The 21,607-nt window shown below is 45.6% G+C and carries 13 protein-coding genes; 8 read left to right on the plus strand and 5 right to left on the minus strand.

Annotated elements, in window-relative coordinates; genetic code table 11:
• The first annotated feature begins 479 nt into the window (after positions 1-479).
• Positions 480-1,064 carry a DUF4142 domain-containing protein gene (locus tag DSM08_RS01310; RefSeq protein WP_149524449.1) on the plus strand — a complete coding sequence of 195 codons (585 nt, stop codon included), beginning with the start codon at positions 480-482 and terminating at the stop codon, positions 1,062-1,064.
• A 598-nt stretch (positions 1,065-1,662) separates the two neighbouring features.
• Here the strand turns inward: DSM08_RS01310 and DSM08_RS01315 are convergent.
• Together DSM08_RS01315 and DSM08_RS18985 are read right to left on the minus strand one after the other, a co-directional pair.
• Entirely contained in the window at positions 1,663-2,118 is a 456-nt protein-coding gene (locus DSM08_RS01315; protein ID WP_149524450.1) for a hypothetical protein, read from the minus strand.
• A gap of 200 nt (positions 2,119-2,318) precedes the next feature.
• The gene (locus tag DSM08_RS18985) at positions 2,319-2,495 is read right to left on the minus strand and encodes a hypothetical protein (protein ID WP_187773938.1); all 177 of its coding nucleotides are present in this window, start codon (positions 2,493-2,495) and stop codon (positions 2,319-2,321) included.
• An 889-nt stretch (positions 2,496-3,384) separates the two neighbouring features.
• On the opposite strand from DSM08_RS18985, the gene DSM08_RS01320 reads away from it, so the two are divergent.
• From DSM08_RS01320 to DSM08_RS01340, 5 genes are read left to right on the plus strand one after another with little or no spacing between them, the layout of a single operon-like run.
• Positions 3,385-4,878 carry an ATP-binding response regulator gene (locus DSM08_RS01320; RefSeq protein ID WP_149524451.1) on the plus strand — a complete coding sequence of 498 codons (1,494 nt, stop codon included), beginning with the start codon at positions 3,385-3,387 and terminating at the stop codon, positions 4,876-4,878.
• A complete protein-coding gene (locus DSM08_RS01325; protein ID WP_149524452.1) occupies positions 4,859-8,440 on the plus strand; it encodes a response regulator in 3,582 nt (1,193 codons plus the stop codon). The genes DSM08_RS01320 and DSM08_RS01325 overlap by 20 nt, the downstream gene beginning before the upstream one ends.
• A gap of 15 nt (positions 8,441-8,455) precedes the next feature.
• Positions 8,456-8,824 carry a response regulator gene (locus DSM08_RS01330; protein ID WP_187773939.1) on the plus strand — a complete coding sequence of 123 codons (369 nt, stop codon included), beginning with the start codon at positions 8,456-8,458 and terminating at the stop codon, positions 8,822-8,824.
• A gap of 1 nt (position 8,825) precedes the next feature.
• Positions 8,826-9,635, plus strand: a complete 810-nt coding sequence (locus DSM08_RS01335; RefSeq protein WP_149524454.1) for a CheR family methyltransferase — start codon at positions 8,826-8,828, stop codon at positions 9,633-9,635.
• A gap of 47 nt (positions 9,636-9,682) precedes the next feature.
• Entirely contained in the window at positions 9,683-10,066 is a 384-nt protein-coding gene (locus DSM08_RS01340; RefSeq protein WP_149524455.1) for a response regulator, read from the plus strand.
• Positions 10,067-10,430: 364 nt separating this feature from the next.
• On the opposite strand, the gene DSM08_RS01345 is transcribed toward DSM08_RS01340, so the two are convergent.
• On the minus strand, positions 10,431-10,667 hold the full coding sequence (locus DSM08_RS01345; protein ID WP_149524456.1) for a hypothetical protein: 237 nt from the start codon (positions 10,665-10,667) through the stop codon (positions 10,431-10,433).
• Positions 10,668-11,182: 515 nt separating this feature from the next.
• On the opposite strand from DSM08_RS01345, the gene DSM08_RS01350 reads away from it, so the two are divergent.
• Together DSM08_RS01350 and DSM08_RS01355 are read left to right on the plus strand one after the other, a co-directional pair.
• Positions 11,183-14,473 (plus strand): SusC/RagA family TonB-linked outer membrane protein, encoded by a 3,291-nt coding sequence (locus tag DSM08_RS01350; protein WP_149524457.1) that lies wholly within the window; start codon positions 11,183-11,185, stop codon positions 14,471-14,473.
• Between the two features lie 5 nt (positions 14,474-14,478).
• Positions 14,479-16,002 (plus strand): RagB/SusD family nutrient uptake outer membrane protein, encoded by a 1,524-nt coding sequence (locus tag DSM08_RS01355; protein WP_149524458.1) that lies wholly within the window; start codon positions 14,479-14,481, stop codon positions 16,000-16,002.
• Positions 16,003-17,469: 1,467 nt separating this feature from the next.
• Here DSM08_RS01355 and DSM08_RS01360 read toward each other — a convergent pair.
• Both DSM08_RS01360 and DSM08_RS01365 read right to left on the minus strand, forming a co-directional pair.
• Complete coding sequence (locus tag DSM08_RS01360; RefSeq protein WP_149524459.1) at positions 17,470-20,343, minus strand: M16 family metallopeptidase; 2,874 nt, start codon at positions 20,341-20,343, stop codon at positions 17,470-17,472.
• A gap of 14 nt (positions 20,344-20,357) precedes the next feature.
• Complete coding sequence (locus tag DSM08_RS01365; RefSeq protein ID WP_149524460.1) at positions 20,358-21,572, minus strand: TlpA family protein disulfide reductase; 1,215 nt, start codon at positions 21,570-21,572, stop codon at positions 20,358-20,360.
• Between the last annotated feature and the right edge of the window lie 35 nt (positions 21,573-21,607).

Raw genomic sequence — 21,607 nt, forward strand, 5'->3', positions numbered from 1 at the left:
CGCTTCGCGCTCGCCCAGCTGGTGAGAAAAGAGGCGATCTTTAGCATCGAAGGATTAGCATGTTATAAAGCTTTTTTTCTGGATATGTCTGTTTGCAAAGGCTATCAAAAACGTTCATGCCTATAGGTGTTTTAATGGAAACATGAAAGTTTTGTTCGCTATGCTATCCTCAATGATGGATATTTTTTTATGAATAAGCGTGGAATGTCAGCGTAGTCATTTTCCCGGCACGAAAGAAAATCCTACTTAAAAATCGCGAGTAGTCTCCAATTATTCCAGCCGTATCCATACCTATCCATAGCCATTATAGGCTGAAAGTAATGTTATCGGCACCATTATCTTCTTTGGCCCGCTCGATAGGGTCCTTAGGCGGTACTCCCTTTATCACATTCAAAAAAACGAAATAATCTCCCAGTGGTTCATTGGTAAGATGCAGAGCAAATGGCTTTGCTATTTTTTTAACTTTAAACATTATAGTTATGACGAGATTAATGATAATGGCCGGTTCTATTTTCCTGTGCGCCGCGCTGAGTAGCTGCGGAAACAGTGCGACTCGCAACGATGAGCAGAAAGATACTACCGATAGCGTTTTGAGTGATGCAGGGACTGTGGATCCCGTTGCACTTGATCGGGAAAAGGGCGATACCAGCTTTGTTCTGCACGCCGCCTCCAGCGGGATGGCAGAGGTCAATCTGGCAAATCTGGCTTTACGACAATCTGCAAACGCTGAGGTGAAGGCCTTTGCTGAGAAAATGATTGCCGACCATGGCGCGGCCAACAAAAAGCTGCAGCAGCTGGCAGCACATCATCAGATTGTCCTGCCGGAAAGCTTAGCGGAAAAACACAAAAAGATATACGATGACCTGTCCAGCAGGAAGGCTGCGGAATTTGATTTAGCATATGCAAATGTTATGGTGGAAAGCCATCGAGAAGCACTTGCGCTAATGAAAACGGGCGCAGAGTCGCTAGAGCATGAGGATTTGAAACAATATGCGAAACAAACCACTCCCGTCATATCCAAGCATCTGGAACATGCGCAGGAGCTCCAAAGGTCGGTTCGATAGCGCCGATGTTTTTGAAGAGATGTTCTGGGCTAGTGATCGCTCAGAACATTCTTGTTAAGCCTTTATGAGTAGTCGTTTGCCCGCTGCCTTCCATCGGGTTATGGGCCGTGGGCCCTTGGCGTTATTTTTCCTATCTCATCTTCTAGGCGGCAGCATCTACATGATACGCGGAACCGTGGAAATAAGCTTTCCAAATCCGCTTTTACCGATGCATATGCATTCCACGCCAATTCGGAGCTATTAGCTATAACGCGCACGCAGTCGCCCGGATAGATGATCTCTCGAGATTTTCTGCTTCCTGAATCCTCGGAATCAGGTATTCATTTGGCGCAACCAACCAGTACTATCAGAACCGTGTTGTTCCCCCAGTTGTGATTTAAATGACGCGATTAGCGCTAGCGCCTCGTTTCCAACGTCGACGAGATTTCGATCCTTCCTTGATTCCGGCGGCGACCTACCATACATCATACGGTCGGTATTCCATAATTTCCAGCAGTAGAATTCTTACTTAAAGGTAGGGCTTCAACCTGGGTGTGATGATCTGCTCGATCTACCAGAGAAGCCTTCGTATTTCGTTAATGTGCTAATTGTCACAGGCTCAATCCCCTGAAAAGGGACTTCGATATTCCAGCTTATCAAGCGTTTGCTGGATGCAAAGCAGGTGTCCCTTCAACAAAAATTCAATTTGCTCTTGTTCCGTATACAAAGGGAGGGCCTTCTGATAGGATTTTATGAGCATAGATTCGGTTTCCAGCGCTTGTGGAATAACTGCAATTTCCACGCCTGTTTGGTTGGCAATCTCTTGTAAGACCGCATCAGGCTCACATCCTGGTTCTCCGCTCTCTAAGAGTTGCTGTAGCTGGGTTTTGAAGCGTTGAGAGTCTTGCATCGCCGATTCGAGTGTCTCCTGTAGTTCTGGTTCGCGCTGTTGATCGATGTGCTCGATTAAAAAGCTGTATTGCTCGATGCGCTGTAAATTGCACTCGATGAGCTCGACAAGGGTTTCGTTTAAGTTCTTTTTACTTTTGCTGTCCTTACTATTATTCTTTTTCATAGATTCTGCTTATCATTCGTATCCGTGGGAAACTCGTCCCTTCTAAGGAGAACCGCTGAACGGAAATAATGTTCATTACGCTATGAAAATGGCTTGGTCCACCAACCCCTAAGGCCTGCTATAGGGCGGCGAGTTATCGACCAGTTCGATCCCTAAATGTTTTTCTATGATAAGGCCGAGATCCTATAGTTAGGTGTATCTTAATCATTCATGATAACTACCTTGACGCGATTTTTTACGGTGGGGAAGGCTTTAAGTGTTTCCTCCACGTAGGCTATTGCGCGTTCTGTCGATTGGGAGTGTTTGATATATAGAGCATGTCGTTGGATGAAGAGCTCGACATCGATCTCGGGCATCTTTATTGTTTTCTTTTTCATTGTCTTAGTTTTGAGTTGGACAGCGAAATTCTGTAAAGGCTTGTTTTAAATGTGAGAACGGGTATAAGTACGGAGGTTTGGAGTGCCAAAGCCACGGGACCAAATTCCCACAGATTTAAAGATTTGACGTATGCAGCATGGTCGCTGGGATAATCGGCTTGAGCTAAATTGTCCTGCATTGCTTTTTGTATCTAGGATACGAGCGATGGATGGTCATCAATAGCTATGCGCGCCGCGCGCAGCAGATGACTAGTTAGAGTTGCATGATTTTTACAAATCGCGTAGGGTCTGCTCGGAGAAAGCTTCTACTATTCGGACCTATTTCACCAAACATGCACGGCCTGATGAACGAAATGCGCAACACACTTATAGCTGGCGATATGAAATCTAATTGGCTACTTATTGATCAGTCAGTTCTTTAATCAACAAATAAGAAAAAATGATAGCTAACTGTTTTCAAGTGGCGTACAGAGGAACGCTATGGCCTTGGAAGGACTCCTGGGCAGATGCTCAGAAAATAGTATCGTAGCGACTGTGCTGCCCCCCGGTTCCAACAATACGCTCCGAACAGCACTGGGAGAATGGATTGAAAAGCCCTGAACTCACACATGAAGAAGTCAAAAAAAGGTGAACATCTGCTTTACTAGATGCAGCCAGGAATCCTTCCATGGTATCTTCCGGTCTTCTAGGCGCGGCTAGGAATGCGTATATCGTCACAAAAAAAACGTATTTATACGTGAAATTTTGTATTAGTAACCTTATGGGGAGCTTTCGAGGCACCGGCGGGTATTTTTCGTTTATTTTTGATAATTTAGTGCATTCATCTATCTAGGGAACGCCCAAGCAAAGAGCCTTTGCTCGCCGTACCTAAACGAAATTTATTTTTTGAATGATTCTAATTGTTGACGACAAGCAAGAGAACATTTACTCCCTTGAAAAGACCTTGCATGCAAAAGGTTTTCAGGTGGATTCTGCGCTTTCTGGAGAGGAAGCATTGAAGAAATGTTTAAAACACGATTACGCCTTAATTATTTTGGACGTACAAATGCCGGGAATGGACGGTTATGAGGTTGCCGAGACGCTCTCGGGAACCAAGAAAACCAAGGATATCCCTATTCTTTTCCTATCTGCTGTCAACCGCGAAAAGCATTACATTACTAAAGGATACGATTCCGGCGGAATCGATTATATCACCAAGCCGGTTGATCCGGATATTTTGCTACTGAAGGTCAAGACCTTTTATCGCCTGTATGAACAGACTTATGCCCTGCAGAAGATGCAGGCGGTTCTGCAAATCGAGGTTCGGCAGCGTCAATTAGCTCAGGAAGGACTGTCCCTCAAATTAGAAGAGTTAAATGCTACCTTGGAAGCGTTGCCCCAGATCGCCTTTACGACCGACGCTCAGGGCAACGTCGATTTCGTTAATCAACAATGGTATCGCTATGCGGAGGATAAAGACAGCTGGCCTGTTCTTCATCCAACAGATGCACATATCTTTGAACAGTGGCGCCTGAGTATGTCCCTGCTGGAATCGCTGGAGAAAGAGGTGAGGATTCAAGAACGCCACTCTAATACGTTCCGTTACCACCTGTTGAAAATAGTGCCGATTGTACAAAATCAGGATCAAGTCCGCTGGGTGGGCACAATGACCGATATCGATGTCCAGAAACAACTCGAAAAGAAAAAAGATGAGTTTTTGAGCGTGGCAAGCCATGAACTAAAAACGCCTTTGACCAGTATCAAAGCATTCGCGGAAATTGCCCTTCGAGCAATGAAAGACATGGCTGATCACAAAGCCTACGGATATCTTGCTAAGGTACAAGACCAGTCTCGCAAACTCCATTCCTTGGTGCAGGATTTATTGGATATATCCCGCCTGGAATCAGGCGGCCTGGTAGTCAATTTGGATCAAGTAAATATTGACGCCTTGATCGATCAAGTGATCGAATCGATACTAATGACCCATCAACACCGCCGCCTCCACATTGAACGTACGGGTGAGCGTCTTAATGAACCGCTGATTGCCGATGCGCTCAGGGTGGAACAGGTCTTAAGTAATTACTTGTCTAATGCTGTTAAATATGCGCCTCACTCGGATCTGATCACTTTACATACCGCCATTTCTGATGGTTTTTTGCAAGTGGAAGTCCATGACCAGGGAATCGGCATCCCGAGGCACAAAATCCCCTACGTGTTTGATAAATTTTACCGCGTTCAGGAAGCGTCCGCTCAGTTCCAAGGCTTGGGTCTGGGGTTGCATATTTGTCAAGAGATTATCCGTCAGCATGGCGGAACCTGTGGCGCTCAGAGTGAGCTAGGAAAAGGTTCCACATTTTATTTCACGCTTCCTTTAATAAATTCAAATGGCACAGAAAGTAATTAAAAACCTGCAATTGGGATTTGGATTCTCGATGCTGGTGCTGTTGGCATCCTCGGTCGTCATGTTCCTGTCCTTACAGCAACAACGAGCAAATAAAAAATTGATGGATCAGTCGCAAGCAAATATTACGAATGCACAATTGATCCTCATCGACCTTCAGAATGCAGAAACCGGTCAGCGCGGCTTCCTGCTTACCGGAAAAGATAAATTTTTAGACCCCTATCGGGACAGTCGGACGTTTTTACCTCAGCGAATCGACAAACTCCTCAATGGTGAGCTACCGGCCGAACAGCATACACGCGCCGAAAGGTTGGCCACCTTGGCCAGCCGGCGCATCGATGTGTTAGATGAGCTGATTCAGCAACGCCGTGCACGAGCTGATTTGTCAGCAAATCTGCTTGATGAGGGGAAGGAAATCATGGATTCCTGTCGTGCGCTGATCAGTACAATCCGACAACAAGAAGAACGTCGCGTGGAGAAGCGCTCGCAGCAGTTAGACGATGCGGCATGGACCACCTCGCTCTTAATCGCCGTAGCCTCATTTCTTTCCCTGTTGATTACCTCCTTGTTTTTTTGGAAACTTCGCGCCGACTATAACCAACGCGGCAGATTGCAACAAGAACTCATCGACAAAGATGCGGAGATGAAGCGGCGATTGAACTTGATCCGAGGCATCGCACAACAAATCACCCAAGGGAACTACGAAGTCTCCATTGATGATACGCAGCAAGATGATTTGGGAACGATTGCCTATAGCTTGCAGCTAATGACGGAATCCCTGCGTCAAAATTTCCATCAACTTCATTGGAACCAGTGGCGTAAAGACGGACTTGCCGAGCTTAATGCGGGGCTTATGGGGAACCAGAATGTAGCAGAAGTAAGCCGTTTTAGCCTGCAATTTATTAGACAATATTTGCAGTGCGATAACGGGGCCCTCTATATCGTGGATAGGGGCATGTTCAAATTGATGTACAGCGTAGGCTTGAAATGTGCGCCGGAGATGGAGGTTCCCTTTTCTAAGGGCCTGCTTGGAGAAATCTACACCAGCAAGACACCCAAAGTCCTGGATGATCTTTTTCCACAGGAATTCCAACTTTCTCTGACCCATGGTGAATTATTGGTGAAACAAATAGTGCTGATGCCTGTCCTTTATCAAAAGGAATGTATCGGAGTCATCGAATTGGGAAACCGGAATCCCCTAGATGGAGACCGAATCGAATTAGTACAGGACTTCTGCGAAACGATCGGGGTGGCACTTTCTGCGGCCCAAAGCCGCGCGCGAGTACAGCAGCTTCTGGAGGAAACACAAACCCAGACCGAGGAACTGCAGGTACAACATGCCGAGTTAGAAAATCTGAATTCTGAGCTCGAAGCTCAGGCCAATAAGCTCCGCGTATCTGAAGAAGAGCTTCGATCGCAACAAGAGGAATTACTCGTTTCGAATCGGGAGCTTGAAAATCGCTCACAGGTGCTCGAGGAACGTAATCAAATGATCGCGGTACGCAATATGGAAATTCAGGAAAAAGCCGAAGCACTCGCATTGAGTACCAAATACAAATCGGAATTCCTGGCCAATATGTCGCATGAGCTACGAACGCCGTTAAACTCCATTCTCTTACTTTCCAAGGTGCTGAGCGAAAACATTGAAGGCAACTTGAATAGCGAACAAGTTGAATCTTCACAAGTCATATGGAGCTCAGGTAACGGGCTACTCAACTTGATCGACGAAATTCTCGACCTGTCTAAAATCGAAGCGGGCAAAATGTCCCTTGAAAAGGAGCAGTTTTTACTCACTGACCTGTTGCGCGATGTACAACAGATGTTCAGACCGCTCACCAAAGAAAAGGAACTTTATTTCCATATAGAGAATTTGTTGCCCGCGGATATGCAATTGTCCAGTGACCGCATGCGCTTGGAACAAATTGTCCGCAATTTGCTTTCCAACGCGATCAAATTTACGGAAGAAGGGGGCGTGACCATGCGTCTTGACTATGCGGGGGACCGCCAAGATGCCATTGTCTTAAGTGTCTGCGACACGGGAATCGGTATTTCACCAGAGAAACAGCAATTGGTCTTCGAAGCCTTCCAACAGGCAGACGGATCTACTCGTCGTCGGTTTGGCGGAACGGGACTTGGACTTTCCATTAGCAGAGAAATTGCCCGCATGTTGCAGGGTGAGATAAGCGTGGAAAGCGAGCCGGGAAAAGGGAGTTGCTTTAAACTCGTATTGCCCATCGAGGGACAGCAGATCGAACTATCCGAATTGGAAGACAAGGTCCTTGATGGCAGGGAAGAACCTTCACATGTGGAGGAAGGTCCGTCGTTGATGCTCGCCACAACGATCCCCGAGGAGATCCCCGATGATCGCAAGCATGTTGAGCCAGGCGAAAACACCATTTTGATTGTGGAAGATGATACCGTGTTTGCTAGAATCTTGCTTAATTATGCACAGGACGCTGGCTACAAAGGTATCGTAATTGTGCGGGGCGACAAGGCGCTTGCCGCAGCCATCGCGTATAAGCCAAAGGCCATCCTATTGGATATCGTGCTTCCGATAATGGACGGCTGGCAGGTCCTTGACGCCTTGAAGGCCAATCTGCAGACCAGGCATATTCCTGTGCATATGATGTCATCCGAACAGGCGAAGAAAAACGAAAGTATCCGCAGAGGGGCCATCGATTTTATTCGTAAACCTTTTGAGATCGAGGGTTTACAGGGGATTTTTACAAAAATCGATGAGGCGCTAAAGAAAGATCCAAAAAAAGTCCTCATCGTGGAGGAAAATCCAAAGCACGCAGCGGCCCTCTCGACCTATTTAGAAAGCTTCGAGATTTCGACGGAAATAAAAAGTTCCTTAGAGGACAGCGTACACGCGTTAACACGAGGGGTGGTGGACTGTGTCATCCTAGATATGGGAATTCCAGATAATGTCGGATACGAAACGCTCGAGGCCATAAAAAGTAACAATGGACTGGAAGAGCTCCCTATCATCGTTTTTACAGGCAAGAGCCTTTCGGGGCATGAGGAAATGAAGATCAAAGAATACGCCGACTCGATTGTCCTGAAGACCGTGCATTCTTATCAGCGCATCCTGGACGAAGTAAGCTTGTTCCTTCATTTGGTCGACCACCCTATCCAGAAAAAGAGCCTCACTTCGACACCTTCAACGGGCACCCTGGGCGATATCTTACAGCATAGAAAGATCTTGATCGCCGATGATGACATTCGCAATATCTTTTCCCTCTCCAGGGCACTGGAAAAATACCATGTTGAAGTATTTTCGGCCATGGACGGACAAGAGGCTTGTCAAATGCTGGAGAGCAATCCAGACATTGAAATCGTGCTAATGGACATTATGATGCCTAATATGGACGGCTTTCAAGCAATTACCAAGATTCGAGAGCAGAGCAGATTCAAGAGCCTGCCAATTATTGCAGTGACTGCCAAAGCAATGGTTGGGGATCGGGAACGGTGCATCCGTGCCGGTGCTTCGGACTATATTTCCAAGCCGGTTGATACAGACCAGTTGATATCACTCCTGCGAGTATGGTTATTTGATCGATAAATGAAAATTGAAAAAATGAACGTTTTAATAATTGATGATGATCATCGAAACATCTTTGCGCTCAAGACTGCATTGAAATCTCGAGGCATAACTGCCAATGGAATTTTGAACGGGAAGGAAGGACTGGAGATCCTCAGGAACGATCCAAGTGTAGACGTGGTGCTTTTGGATATGATGATGCCAGAGTTTGATGGCTTTGAAGTGCTCGAGGAGATGCAGAGCTTAAGCCAGGTTAAGCTTCCTGCCGTTATTGCGGTAACAGCGAAAGCCATGAAGGGCGACCGAGAGCGATGTTTGCTCGCAGGGGCGAAGGGGTATGTATCCAAACCCGTCGATATTGATCTGCTGATCGCGGAGATTAAACAGGTTTTAAGACACGGTTAAAATGATTGAGGGACAAGACCTAGAGTGGTTCACGCAGGCCTTTCTCAACGAGTTTGGTTTTGATTTAAGGGACTATAGCCGGAGTTCGCTGACTCGACGCATTCAACGTATCCTCACAGTCTGGCGGCTGAACGACGTTCAGCAGTTGCTGGAGATGATACGTCTGGATCCCGCCTTAGTGACACCCTTTATTCAGCAGGTAACGGTCACGTTTACCACCATGTTTCGGGATCCTGACTTCTTTTTAGAGCTGCGGCGTACCGTGCTCCCCTATTTAAGTACTTTCCCGTTAATTCGTTTGTGGGTTGCTGGCTGCGCTACGGGTGAGGAGGCCTATAGTGCTGCGGTTCTGTTCAAAGAATGCGGATTGCTTGAACGGACATTGATCTACGCTACAGATTTAAATGCGATGGCGGTCGAACGTGCTCGAAAGGGCGTTTTCCCCATGGAAAGCGTTCCTGAATATGCAAACAACTATCTAAGTGCAGGCGGGGACAAAGGTCTTTCGACTTATTACTGCGCCAACCATGGCTATATCCAATTTAGCGAAGAGCTTCGATCTAGAATGGTGTTTTCTACGCACAATCTCGTCTCGGACGCTTCTTTTAACAGTTTTCAACTGATTCTCTGTAGAAATGTGCTGATCTACTTCAACCGCTCGCTACAAAACAAAGTGATTAGCCTGTTCAATGAAAGTCTGGAGAATTCGGGTTTTATTGGACTAGGGTCGAAGGAAACGCTAGCATTCTCTGCCGATACGGACCATTTCCAACGTTGGGGGACGCAGAAGATTTGGAAGAAAAATGGATAAACAATATCTGCCGCAGCTGCGGATAACATTAAACCTAATAACAAGAAATGATTAAGAAAACCATATTAATATTTGACGATGATCCGAACGTTCTGGAGGTCTTTAAGATCGTGCTGGAAGATTTGGGGTACCAGGTAAGACAATCCGCGACGTCACACGATGTGCTGGAAAAAGTTGGGCAATTCGAGCCTGATCTGATTTTGATGGATAACTGGATCCCTGAGATCGGAGGCATCCTCGCTACGCAAATGCTCAAGGCGCACCAAGAGTACAGCAAGATTCCGGTGATACTAGTCTCCGCCAATAGTGATATCGCCAAGCTAGCAAAGCAGGCTGGAGCGAACAGCTACCTACCCAAGCCTTTTGATTTGGATAAACTCGAGGAATGCGTCAGCAAATTTCTCCAATCGGAGGGTTCAGACTTCCCATAGTGGCCTGGGGAAGCCTCCTCATACCGCGTGGGGCGATCCTTAGTTAATCCAGCGAACGTACTTCCTGCTCGAACGTCTGTGCTTCGAGCTTTTTAAGCTCATCAGCGGTGCCTGCAAGGCGCAATTCCAGAAAAAGCTCCATAGGGGATGCGAGGGACCTTCAAGTTAATCCTTTATTAATTGGTCGTCCGTTCAAGATTCTTCTTAAACTATTCGAACTACTGTAAAATGGTAGGGTGGTATGCAGCCTTCACCGCGACATTTTTGGGTGAGATACTGGGTGTAGCTTAGCGCATTAAAAGTGCCCGCGCGTCAGCGGCTGATCAGTGGTGTCAAAACAAAAAAGCCCCCTTGGGGGCTGTTGTTAATCATGCCCTTCCGTTTTTACTATTTTGTTATAAATGCCCAGTAGCAAAAATGGTGCGGCCCATTGGCCGATGAACAATGCGTCTTTGTCGTCCTTCCAGTTGCAACATTTAAGGGCAGCAGAAACACCCATAGAAATTAATGCGGCACCAAGGAATACCACTGAAGGTACTTTTGCCGTTTGCGTTTCGATCGTCTTAGTTAACTTGTCTTCGTTTGCTGTAGTGAATGCCATATTATAAAAATTTAAAGTGTATGTAAGCAAAGGACACCTCGCTGATTATTTCGTTTGAATAAATGTCAATTAGACAGGCAAAAGGAAAGCTATACATGGCGTAGCAACGCGCTCAACGTGCGATACCAAGCACTGAACTTCCAGATGAAGTGCATACGAGGCCCCTCGGAGGTTAAAAAAGTGATCGTTGTTATTTTTTCAGGAGAGTGCAGGATAGTATTGTCCTGTAAAATGCGATATTTGCCCGGATAATCGACACCTATTACCGAAATGAAATACATATTTTGCTTTCCAGCAACCCGGCGGCACGCTAAACCCAATAAAATTGTTTATTCCCCTGTTTTTCTCGAGTTATTGTTTGCCAGCGAGGCTCCCACGTATAGAGCTTAATCTTTACGATCAGTATACCGCTAGTAGGGAACTGATAAGTGTGAGTACGCTCGCGCGATTTAAGCCCGGTCGGTTACACGTATTATGCAATAAATTTTGTCACATCTTATAACCTATTTTTTAACATGAACAAACCTAAGAAGAGCTTGTGGCTCTCTCTCTTACTGTGCCTGTTGCTCACTTTGGGGGCTCAGGAAACGCTCTACGGGCAACGAAACCTCGTTGTTCGGGGACTGGTAAAGGACGCATCAAGTGGAGCGCCACTGGTCGGGGTCTCCGTTGCGGACCAACAAAGCAAGAACACGACGGCGACAAACGAAATGGGAACTTTCGAAATTGCTACCCAGGCAAACGGCAGCCTGTCTTTTCGTTATGTGGGCTATCAACAGATGACTGTCCCGGTGGCAGATCAAACCAATTTACAGGTATCGCTTGTTCCTGAACAATCCGATTTAGAAGAAGTGGTGGTCATCGCCTTCGGCTCCGCCAAGAAGAAGGATCTGACCGGATCGGTATCTTCCATCGGATCGGAAACCCTAGAAAAAAGTCAGATTTCGACGATTTCCCGCGCTTTTGAAGGCGCGGTACCCGGAATCCAGTTCTCGACTAACTCGGGACAACCAGGGGCTGATGCCGCCCTGCGAATCCGCGGTCAAGGTTCTATCAATGCGAGTAACGATCCATTAATTGTTGTGGATGGTGCCCCCTATAGCAATGGCCTGAACTCCTTAAATCCTGCTGATATCGAATCCATTGTGGTTTCTAAAGATGCGGCGGCCAATGCCCTATACGGTTCTCGTGCGGCAAACGGACTTATCTTGGTGACCACGAAAAGTGGCCGCTCGGGTAAAACAAAGATCGCTTTCGATTCCCGTGTCGGGGTGTTGAGTAAAGGGCAAGCCGATTTTGATAAGGTGACAGACCCGGCAACCTATTACGAGTATACCTGGCAGGGAATTTATAACTTCTCGAAGTATTCACCAGATCGCGCGGACAAATTTAAAAGTATGAGTGATGCTGAATTACGTCAGTATGCTGCCACCAACCTATTTACTGCAAATGGTAATAATCTGACGGCGCGCAACGGCTTGGGTAACTACATGCTCTATAAGATTCCCGATGGAACGACTTTAATCGATCCATCCACTGGAAAAATTCAGGCGGGGGCAGAGCTACTTTACCACGATGACTGGGAAGATTATTTCTTTAAAAAGCCTATTCGCCAAGAATATAATGTGCAAATGAATGGTGGTTCAGAAAAAACGGATTTCTTTGTCTCTCTAGGTTACCTGAATGAGCCCGCTTACGTGATGGGTTCGAAGTTCGACCGTTTCAACGGCCGCATGAATATCAATACACAAATCAATGACTGGTTGAAAGGTGGAGCCTCGATGTACTATTCCCGCAGCAATTCGGATATTCCGAATTATAGCGGAGGTACAGTGAACACCAACTTGTTTACCTGGTTAAACTATTTCAGCCCGATCAATGCGCTTTTTGCGCACGATGAGACCGGCGCCATCCGTCATGACCAATACGGTGAAGTGATATTCGACCTAGGAACAGGGGAGACCTACTCACCTTATGGTTCCACGGCGCGTCTTGCTTTTAATGGCTATTCGCCAGGGATCTACTTCCAAAAAGATTTAACCAACCAGAAACGCGATGTGTTTTCAGGACGTGGTTATTTGGAAGCCAGTTTTTTAAAGGATTTCAAGTTTAAGGTAGACTTTGCCTTAGACAACAATTATGTATACAACAAGACCTACACCAATAATGAAAGTGGTGCTGGAGCACGCGACTATCAGGGTACCGTTTCGGGATATTGGGCAAAAGGTACGCAATTAAACAGTACACAAATCTTATCTTGGACAAGAGACTTTGATCAGCATCATATCGATGTGTTGGCTGGTCACGAATTCCGCTGGCAACGATCGGACGATCAGAGTGGGACACGCTACCTGATGTTGGCCTACGATAAACCAAGTTTTGGTAACACAGTGGGCATTCAATCGCTAAGTGGTGGTGCCAGTTCCTCGACTCTGGAAGGGTACTTAAGTCGCGTGAACTATAATTTTGCAGAAAAGTATTACCTTTCAGGTAGCCTCCGTGCCGATGGTTCTTCGTATTTCAGAGCCAACCAATGGGGAACGTTCTGGTCGCTGGGTGGGGCTTACCGAATCTCGCAGGAGCGCTTTCTGTCACAAGCCGATTGGATCAATGATCTGAAGCTCCGCGGGAGTTACGGTGTGCAGGGGAATAACGCTGTAGGAGCTACCAACTGGACGGATATCTGGGCACTTTCCAACGCAGGAAGCTTAGTGTCACCAGCGCCTTCCATTAGCCAGACAGGCTGGGGCAACTTAGACCTGACTTGGGAAACCAATCATACCACGGGTGTGGGAATTGACTTTAATCTCTTCAATCGCCTTTCGGGATCTTTCGATTATTTTAATAGAGACACCAGGAATTTGTTGTTCAGCAAGCCTTTACCCAAATCAACGGGTAGGAGCTCAAGAATGGAAAATGCGGGTGAACTCAATAACAAAGGGGTTGAACTGGAATTAAACTACGCGATTCTACGCAATGATCGCGTGCGATGGTCGGTCGGAGCGAACGCTTCTCGGTACCGCACGACCCTAGTTTCGATGCCCGAGGGTGTGGGTAGCGCAGATTACGACGGTGGTTTTGTTCAAGGAAACTACTTGCGCGGTCCAGGGCGCGACTATTACAACCTGTACATCTACCGCTACGCCGGTGTTGATCAAAATACCGGTTTAGGGATGACCTACAAAACGTTGAAGGCTTCTGATGATTTATCGAAGTATCCAGGTAGCCAGGTCGGTGATATCGTGACGACAACCGCTAACGATGGAACGCGTTACGAACTGGGTACGACTACACCGGATCTGATTGGTGGATTCAACACGAGTGTGAGCTATAAGAACTTTGATTTCTCGGTATTCGCAAGTTATCAATTGGGCGGAAAGACGGTATCGCTTTCTTATCAAGGGTTAACAGGAAATAGTATCGGGCGTGGTATCCACGCCGACTTATTGGATGCCTGGACTCCGGAAAATACCAATTCGAATATTCCAATGCGGATGTTAGGTGGAACCAATCTGGGTAGCACACCGAACGGGGGAGGTGTGGGTCAGTATTCTGACTTCGCTTTATTCGATGCAAGTTACCTGAACATGAAGTCGATTACCCTAGGTTATACTGTGCCCAAACAGCTGCTAACGCAGTTAAACTTCGAACAACTTCGCTTGTCCCTAGCAGCAGAAAACTTGTTCTTTATCTCGGCTAAAAAAGGAGTGGATCCGCGCGTAGCGTTTGACGATGGTTCAGGCGTTGCCGCATTCGGTTATCCACAAGCCAGAGTCGTATCATTTGCCATAAATTTAACGCTGTAAAAATCATGAGTAAGAAAAAAATATATTTAGGTTTGGCAATCTGCAGTTTGATGCTGGGATCTTGTCAAAAGCTGTTGAATATTGATCCGGAGAATAGCTTGACCCAAGAGGATATTCAGGAGGTCGTCAAACGCGACCCTGATAAAGTATTATCTCCTTTGGTGACCAATCTGATTTCTCAAATCAATGGTTATTCAGAGATCAACTCGGTTGATTCCAAAAATTATTCGGTTAACGGCTTGTTATTGAGCTTGAAAGGGAATGATATGGTCCTGGCGGCTTCTTCCAGCTGGTTAAAAACCGACTACGAAATGCGCTCTTACCGGGAAGAGGGATCACCCCGCGTGCAGATTTATTGGGGGACCTTTTATCGTTACATCTATATTGCCAACCAAATTCTATCGTTGATACCTGAAGTGGATCAAACAGATTTAAGTGTAGCGAATAAAAAGTTGATGAATTATAAAGCCACTGCGCTGGCCATACGCGCCTTCGCTTATACCAATTTGATGTGGCTCTACCAAGATGATTACATGCATGGTGGGAAAGATAAATTAGGTGTGCCCATCGTAGATGCAAGTGGAACGCCAAAACCGCGTGCTACGTCCGCAGATAACTGGGCGCTAATCATCGATGGACTGAAAGAAGCCGTTGCGTTATTTAAGAAAGGGGAGGCATACTTTACGCCATCGCGAACCGATGTAGATGGTAGCGTGGCAGCCGCTTTTTTGGTGCGTGCTGCCTTGACAGTCGGTGACTGGGAGACCGTGGTTGCTTCAGCAAATGAAATTTTAGCCGTTTATCCCGAGTTGTTCAACCAAAACGACTATACCAGCTCCGGCATGACCCTGCTGAACAAAGAGACCATCTTCGGTTACGAATTTTCTAGCGTGAACGGTAAAGGAACGTCCTCCTTCCCTGGCTGGATGAATCCCAAGTCTGAAGGTGGCTACGGCGGTTCGCAAGGCCATTGGTTAGCAATTGATCAACGCCTTTATGATGCCATTCCAAACACGGATTACCGGAAAGAAAACTTTGCAGCGCAAGCAATGGATTACACCTACCAGGTTTCGGGAGCTAAGGTGACTTTTCCGAAGTATACGAGCCTAAAATTCGATGCTGTTCGTATATCCTCAGCGATTCCGGAATATAACCAAAACGAGATATACATTCGTAGCTCGGAGATCATTCTTGCCAAGGCGGAGGCCCTAGCGCGCGCGAATAAAAATGCGGAAGCACAGGATGCGCTTTTTCAGCTGGTGTCTAAACGTGATGCCGCTTACCAAAAGAGCAGCAAAACTGGAGATGCTTTGTTGACAGAAATTCAATTGCAACGCCGCATCGAATTATGGGGTGAAGGTGCACATGAATTTTTAGACAACAAACGTTGGCATATCGGAGTGGATCGTACGACTTCGGCGAACCATAGCGAAAAGAAGGTGGTTCCCGCAGGTAAAGATTTTACGTTGCAGATTCCATTGAACACCGAATTGAACTATAACGACCAGATCCAGGAACAGAATCCTTAATCCCTGACTGCTACCTCATAAGTACCAAGAAAGATTCGTTTAGTACCCGCATGGCTTTTGCTTTGCGGGTACTTTATTTTAAGATAAAATCTGGTTCGCAGGGCTTGTGATGGGACGATCAGAAGTGCCAAAGCGTACAGCTGACGCTGTTTGGCCCAGCTATATAATGACCCTTGCTAATCGATATGCGATGGGAAGTCCGGAACTGTTGCACAATTCAAACAGCCTTCGTTACAACCCTTTCCCCAAATAGACTCTTTTTTTGCCAGACAGCCAACATTGAGGCAGTGTTTCATATATGGAGCGGCCAGGAAAGGCCGCTATAATCTACCGTATTAAGGGAGGATATTGCCTTTTTCTAGACGAAGCTTGAGCCGGTCTTGAATCGATATGCTATCCGTATTGTGCTGATCCTTTAAGCGGTCCGATATAAGATACCATATCATACGATTCAGTACATCTTCTTACCATATTTTTATTTTACAGGTTATAGTATCCCTCCCTTTTGTGCGGACTCTTTGCCCGATCTATTCGGAAACATGGTATTCAAAGAGTGGATGAATGCTAATAATAAAGTATTAACCCAACTGAGCAACTTGCCTACGTCGGTGTTCGTGGAATGGGCTCTCTTGAATATAGACCATCTAAAATTTTAATTAAAAATATTAGCAACGATATCCGTATAAATGAAATGACCAAATTGTCTAAAAGAATTTTAGACCTAAAACCAGAATAAAATACCAAATGTAAATATCCTTGCTCATTCTGATAATTCTTGCCGCAAGAAAGATCCTGGTGTTTTCTTTCCTTGGAATTTCTACAGGCGAAGGGGTTTGGATATTAGTGAATAATAATGCCAAATGCTGTAAAAATTCGTTCTTCGACGTCAAACTTTGTTTGCATTCAATAGGATATGACGTGTCAAATCTGCACAAAGCAAAAAAGGCCTTTAAGTTGAGATTTGGCGAAAACAGGAGAGCTAGCGTATTTACAAAGATGGACAGCCAAGTCTCTTCAATGCTTTGATAACGGCGTCCTTATTGCTCACCGAAACATCAAAATCATTATAAGTAAAACGTAACCAACTGGGAGTCTATCAAATTTATATAACACTAATTCAGATACTTTCAAAACGGTTTAATTTTATTCAAAATTAAGTAAAAGTCGAGTGTTTTCTAAAAAGAACTGGACGAAATAAATAGTTAATGCTATTCAATACTTCAATCCATACTTAAATAATCGAATCATAAAGATTCTTACTTTATTAAACATCATGTATCAGGTCAACGCTGGACAGTGTTAGGGTAGCCCGAATAAAGGAGCTGAGGCTTGTCGGTTGGAAAATGTACGTAGCGATGACTTAGAATCATTTACAGGGATCGCTGGGGTAACCAACCCCTTCATTCCGCTCGGCTGTTAAAGTTAACAGCGATAGTTGAGCGGAATGAGGGAAAGTCAGTCAGGATGTTATTGCTTCGGTAATAAGGTAAAGGTTTTTAGTTCCGAAAGATTCAAGTATTTCTGCGCAGCCTGCGTGACAGCAGCTTCGTTGATCTCTTGAATGAGTTTCGGGTAACTTAGTATTTCCGTCGGGTCTTGTCCTTTAATATAGCTGTCTTTCAGGTAGGTCAACCAGAATCTATTCATGTGTAGTGCTTTCTCGTGGTTTAAAAGTGTCTCACTCTTAAACTTGGCCAAGTCATCGGCTTGGACACCTTGTGTCTGCATCAGTCTGATCTCTTCCAAGGTCGCCTCGGTTAGGCGGTCCGATTGTTCGGGGTTGCAGGCAAATATAATTTGCATGGTATAGCGAGGCTCCCAGATGGAGGACGTGTTCAATGAAATTTGCGGCGTGTAAATGCCACTTTCTTTTTCCCGTAAGCGTGCCATGATACGTTTTTCCAACACGTCGCGGAGTGCCTGCAGTTCATACGTGGATTTTGCGCTCTGCTTAAAGACATCCGAGAAATAAAGGATGACGGTAGCCCGGTTTTCCTCCTCTTTGTATATTTTGCTAGAAAATTTTCCTTCTAAACGGTCGACTTTGATCGGTTGGATTTGTTCTTTTTTTCCGGAAGCCGGAAGTGAGCCCAAGTAGGTTTCCAGAAGCGGACTGATCGAATCGATGTCAAAGCTGCCTACGAGTAAAAATTTGAAGTCAGCGGCATTGGCAAAGCGCTCTTTATAAATTTCAAGCATCTTGTCTTTATTTAACGCAGAAATTTCTTTCTTTTCTATCGCCTTATAGAGGTAATGCCCCTTGAACAGGAGTTGAACGATAGAATCCTGAAAGACCTTGATAGGTGACTTGGGCTGCTCTATGGATTTGTGGAGATGAGTCAGCAATTGCTCAAAAGCGGCATCATCTGCTTGCGGCGAGGTAAAATATAGATACGTCAGCTGCAAAGCGTCTACTAAGTTTGTACTCGTGGTTGTCGCGCCAATACCCTCCGAGTAATTGTCGATGTTTGGTCCTATTAAAAGCTGGCGATCCATGTGCATTTTCAGTAAGGTGTTGGCATCGATGCCGTTTAGGCCAGAAGCGCTAATTAAGCCGGTAGCATAACTAGCTGCTCGGTAGTCGCCTTGTTTATAGCGCGTAGTTCCGCCCGGACTGAAGCCCTGAAGAATGATTTCATTGTTTTTAAAGCTGGTTGGTTTTAAAATAACTTGAACCCCATTAGCGAGCTTTAGCTTGGTGACATCCAATTCAGGGATGTACTCTTTGCTTATAATTTTCCCGCGCGTTGTCAACGGTGTTTTTATATAACTCGTTGGAATAGAGTTGGCGATGAAAGGTTCAAGCTTCCCTTTAGCAGCTTGCTGCATCCACTGCTGAAGCTGATCTTGGCTGGGAATTGTAGCCTGACTGTTCTCCGGAACCGTTAAGAAGATGTCAAGATCCGGGCTGTTTAGCCAAGTAGCCGTAGCCTTGTGCAGGCTGTCGAGGGTCAATGTTTTGAAGTTTTCAGTTAACAAGGCATACTCCGTTTCGATATCCAGGGGAATGGTTCCGTCCAGGAAGTGCCTTTGATATTTGCTGGTATATTTATCCGAGGTGAGCTTATCCTTTTCCTGCAACAAATTCTTCGTTTGCTGCAGAATTCTTGAGCGGGCACGATCGAACTCTTCCTGAGTAAATCCATGCCTTTTGATGCGCTCTACTTCTGTCCAATACTTAGTAAATACCGGCTGAATTTTTTCCAGCGGCATGCTCATCGAAATATTGGTCGCCGCAATACCGTTGTATATTTCGCCAGAACTACCGTAGAGCTTATAGCCTTTGCTTTTGTCAGCCTGACTGATGTCCATCAACCGGCTGGAGATTAGGTTATGCCATAGCATTTCCACCATTTGGTTCTTGAAATCAGCTTGATTGATGACTTTACCCACGGTTCTTTTTAGGGAGATGGCCAAACTGCTCTCGGCAGATTCCGGGTTTTTGAAGACTTCGAATTGCGGCTCCCCCTTTAAGGGAATATTTCTGTTGGGAAGGCTAGGGGTTTCACTTGCTTTGGGTAAGCTGGCAAACTGTTTTGTCAGTTCTTGCTCCATCTGGTCCACGTCAATGTCGCCAACGATAATGATGGCCTGGCGGTCAGGGCGGTACCATCGGCGGTAGAATTGAACAATGTCCTCGCGTTTGAAATTTTTGATCACTTCCTCAAGGCCAATTGGGCTACGCTCGGTATAGAGCGAATTTCGGAGCTTCATATCTAGTCGCTTTTGACCCAAGCGTCGATCGGTGGTATTTAAAGTTCGCTTTTCTTCAATGATGACGCCCCGCTCCTGATCGATTTCCGTTTGATCGAAGCTTAGCTCACCGGCCCAATCGCGCATGACTTTTAAACCATTGTGCACCACTTGCTGGTCGGCCGTGGACATGGTGAAATGGTACACCGTCTCATCAAAGCTGGTGTAGGCATTTAAGTCACTGCCAAACTTTACACCTTGCTTTTCTAAGTAATCGATGAGGCTATTTCCAGGAAAATTTTTCGTGCCATTAAATGCCATGTGCTCCGTAAAGTGCGCTAATCCTCTTTCGTGTTCCTGTTCATATACGGAACCTACTTTGTTGACTAAGATAAAATTTGCGCTAGCCTTTTTGGTCTGGTTCGCCCGTAGGTAGTAGGTCAAACCGTTTGAAAGTTTCCCGATACGCACATCTTTGTCAATCGGTAATGTGGAATCTTTGAGTTCCTGTACGGCTTTTTGCTCGCTAATTACACTCGCTGAGGGCCGCTGACCGTAAAGAGCAACGGGAGTAGCAAACGCCAAGAGACAGGCTAAGCGTAGACAAGTGAAGCCTTTATCGGGGATGGTAAATAAATGCATTTTCATAAACGGAATTAATTTTAATTTTGTGTGAGTAGTTTAGAAACGAAAGCTTCAATTTTATCTCCTTCATTTCCTGTAAATTTTCCTAAAATATTGCCCTGTCGGTCAAGCAAAATTTTAGTGGGATAGCCCGTGACATCGTAATCGGTCAATACCCGTTCTGTGCCGCGCACCAACATCGAATGAAGCCAAGGAAGTTCTTGATCTGCGATTGACTTCTTTAGTTTTTGCTCTACGGCTTGTTTATCGGTGCCGTTTTCACGGGCAATACTCCATATTTCCAGACCTTGATCATGATATTTATCGTAGATTGATTTTAGCTTGGGATGGGACTGGATACACGGGACACACCAGGTACCCCAAAAACTTAACAATAGATATTTGCTGGTCCCTAAGCGTTCCTTTACACCCCGTCCATACAGTTCGGGTAGGTTTTTGACCAGGAAATTCAAATTCTCTTTTTCAATCGTTTTGCGTCGAGCAATTTCCGCTTGAAACTTCGACTGACCTTGGTCAATTCCGGCTAAGAGCGCGTTTTTGTCTTGCTCCATGGCCGGGTTCACGTTAATTTCGTTTAAGTAGACTGTGGCTAACACCTCAATGCCTTGCGCTTCTTTGCCCAGTGCGATTAACACTTTGGTGTATTGTAAGTATTGCTGCGCATCGGGGAGGACCTTATTTTCTCGATATAAATAATCCAAATGTTGATAGACTGTTTGATACGCTTGAAGCTGCAACTTCGTTTCCACGAAGCCGTTTAACCACATCTGGTATTCCGCATGACCACGGCTATCGAGCCTTTTATCCGATACCATAACCTGATAGAGGCTGTCCATCTTAGGGGCAAGATAAGAATCGATATAGTTATACTCCCCTCTTTTAGCGAAGGTGACAAACCAGGAACTATAGGCGAAGCGGTAGAACATTCCGAAATTTTCCATTTTACGCAGCCAGACCAGGGCGTTCCCTTTATCCCCCGTGGCTAGAAAATGATCCAGCATGGCTTTGCTGAATTGTATGGCAGCTGACAGGTCGTCCTGTGAAAGTTGTTGATAATCTGGACTTTTAAGCAACGCTTTCTTCTGTTCAATATCAGTTTCTTGCCGGAGACTATCAGTAAACTTCGTCACCTGCTGTTGAAGCTTGCGCACCTGAGCAGTATCCACAATTTGTTGTGCCTTTAGATTTACGCTGAAGTATATCAGTGACAAAAGTAAAATTAGGTTTTTCATAGTTTTTTGGGTTTAATTAACATGATGCTGCGTCA

Source organism: Sphingobacterium hotanense (assembly GCF_008274825.1).
GTDB lineage: Bacteria > Bacteroidota > Bacteroidia > Sphingobacteriales > Sphingobacteriaceae > Sphingobacterium > Sphingobacterium hotanense.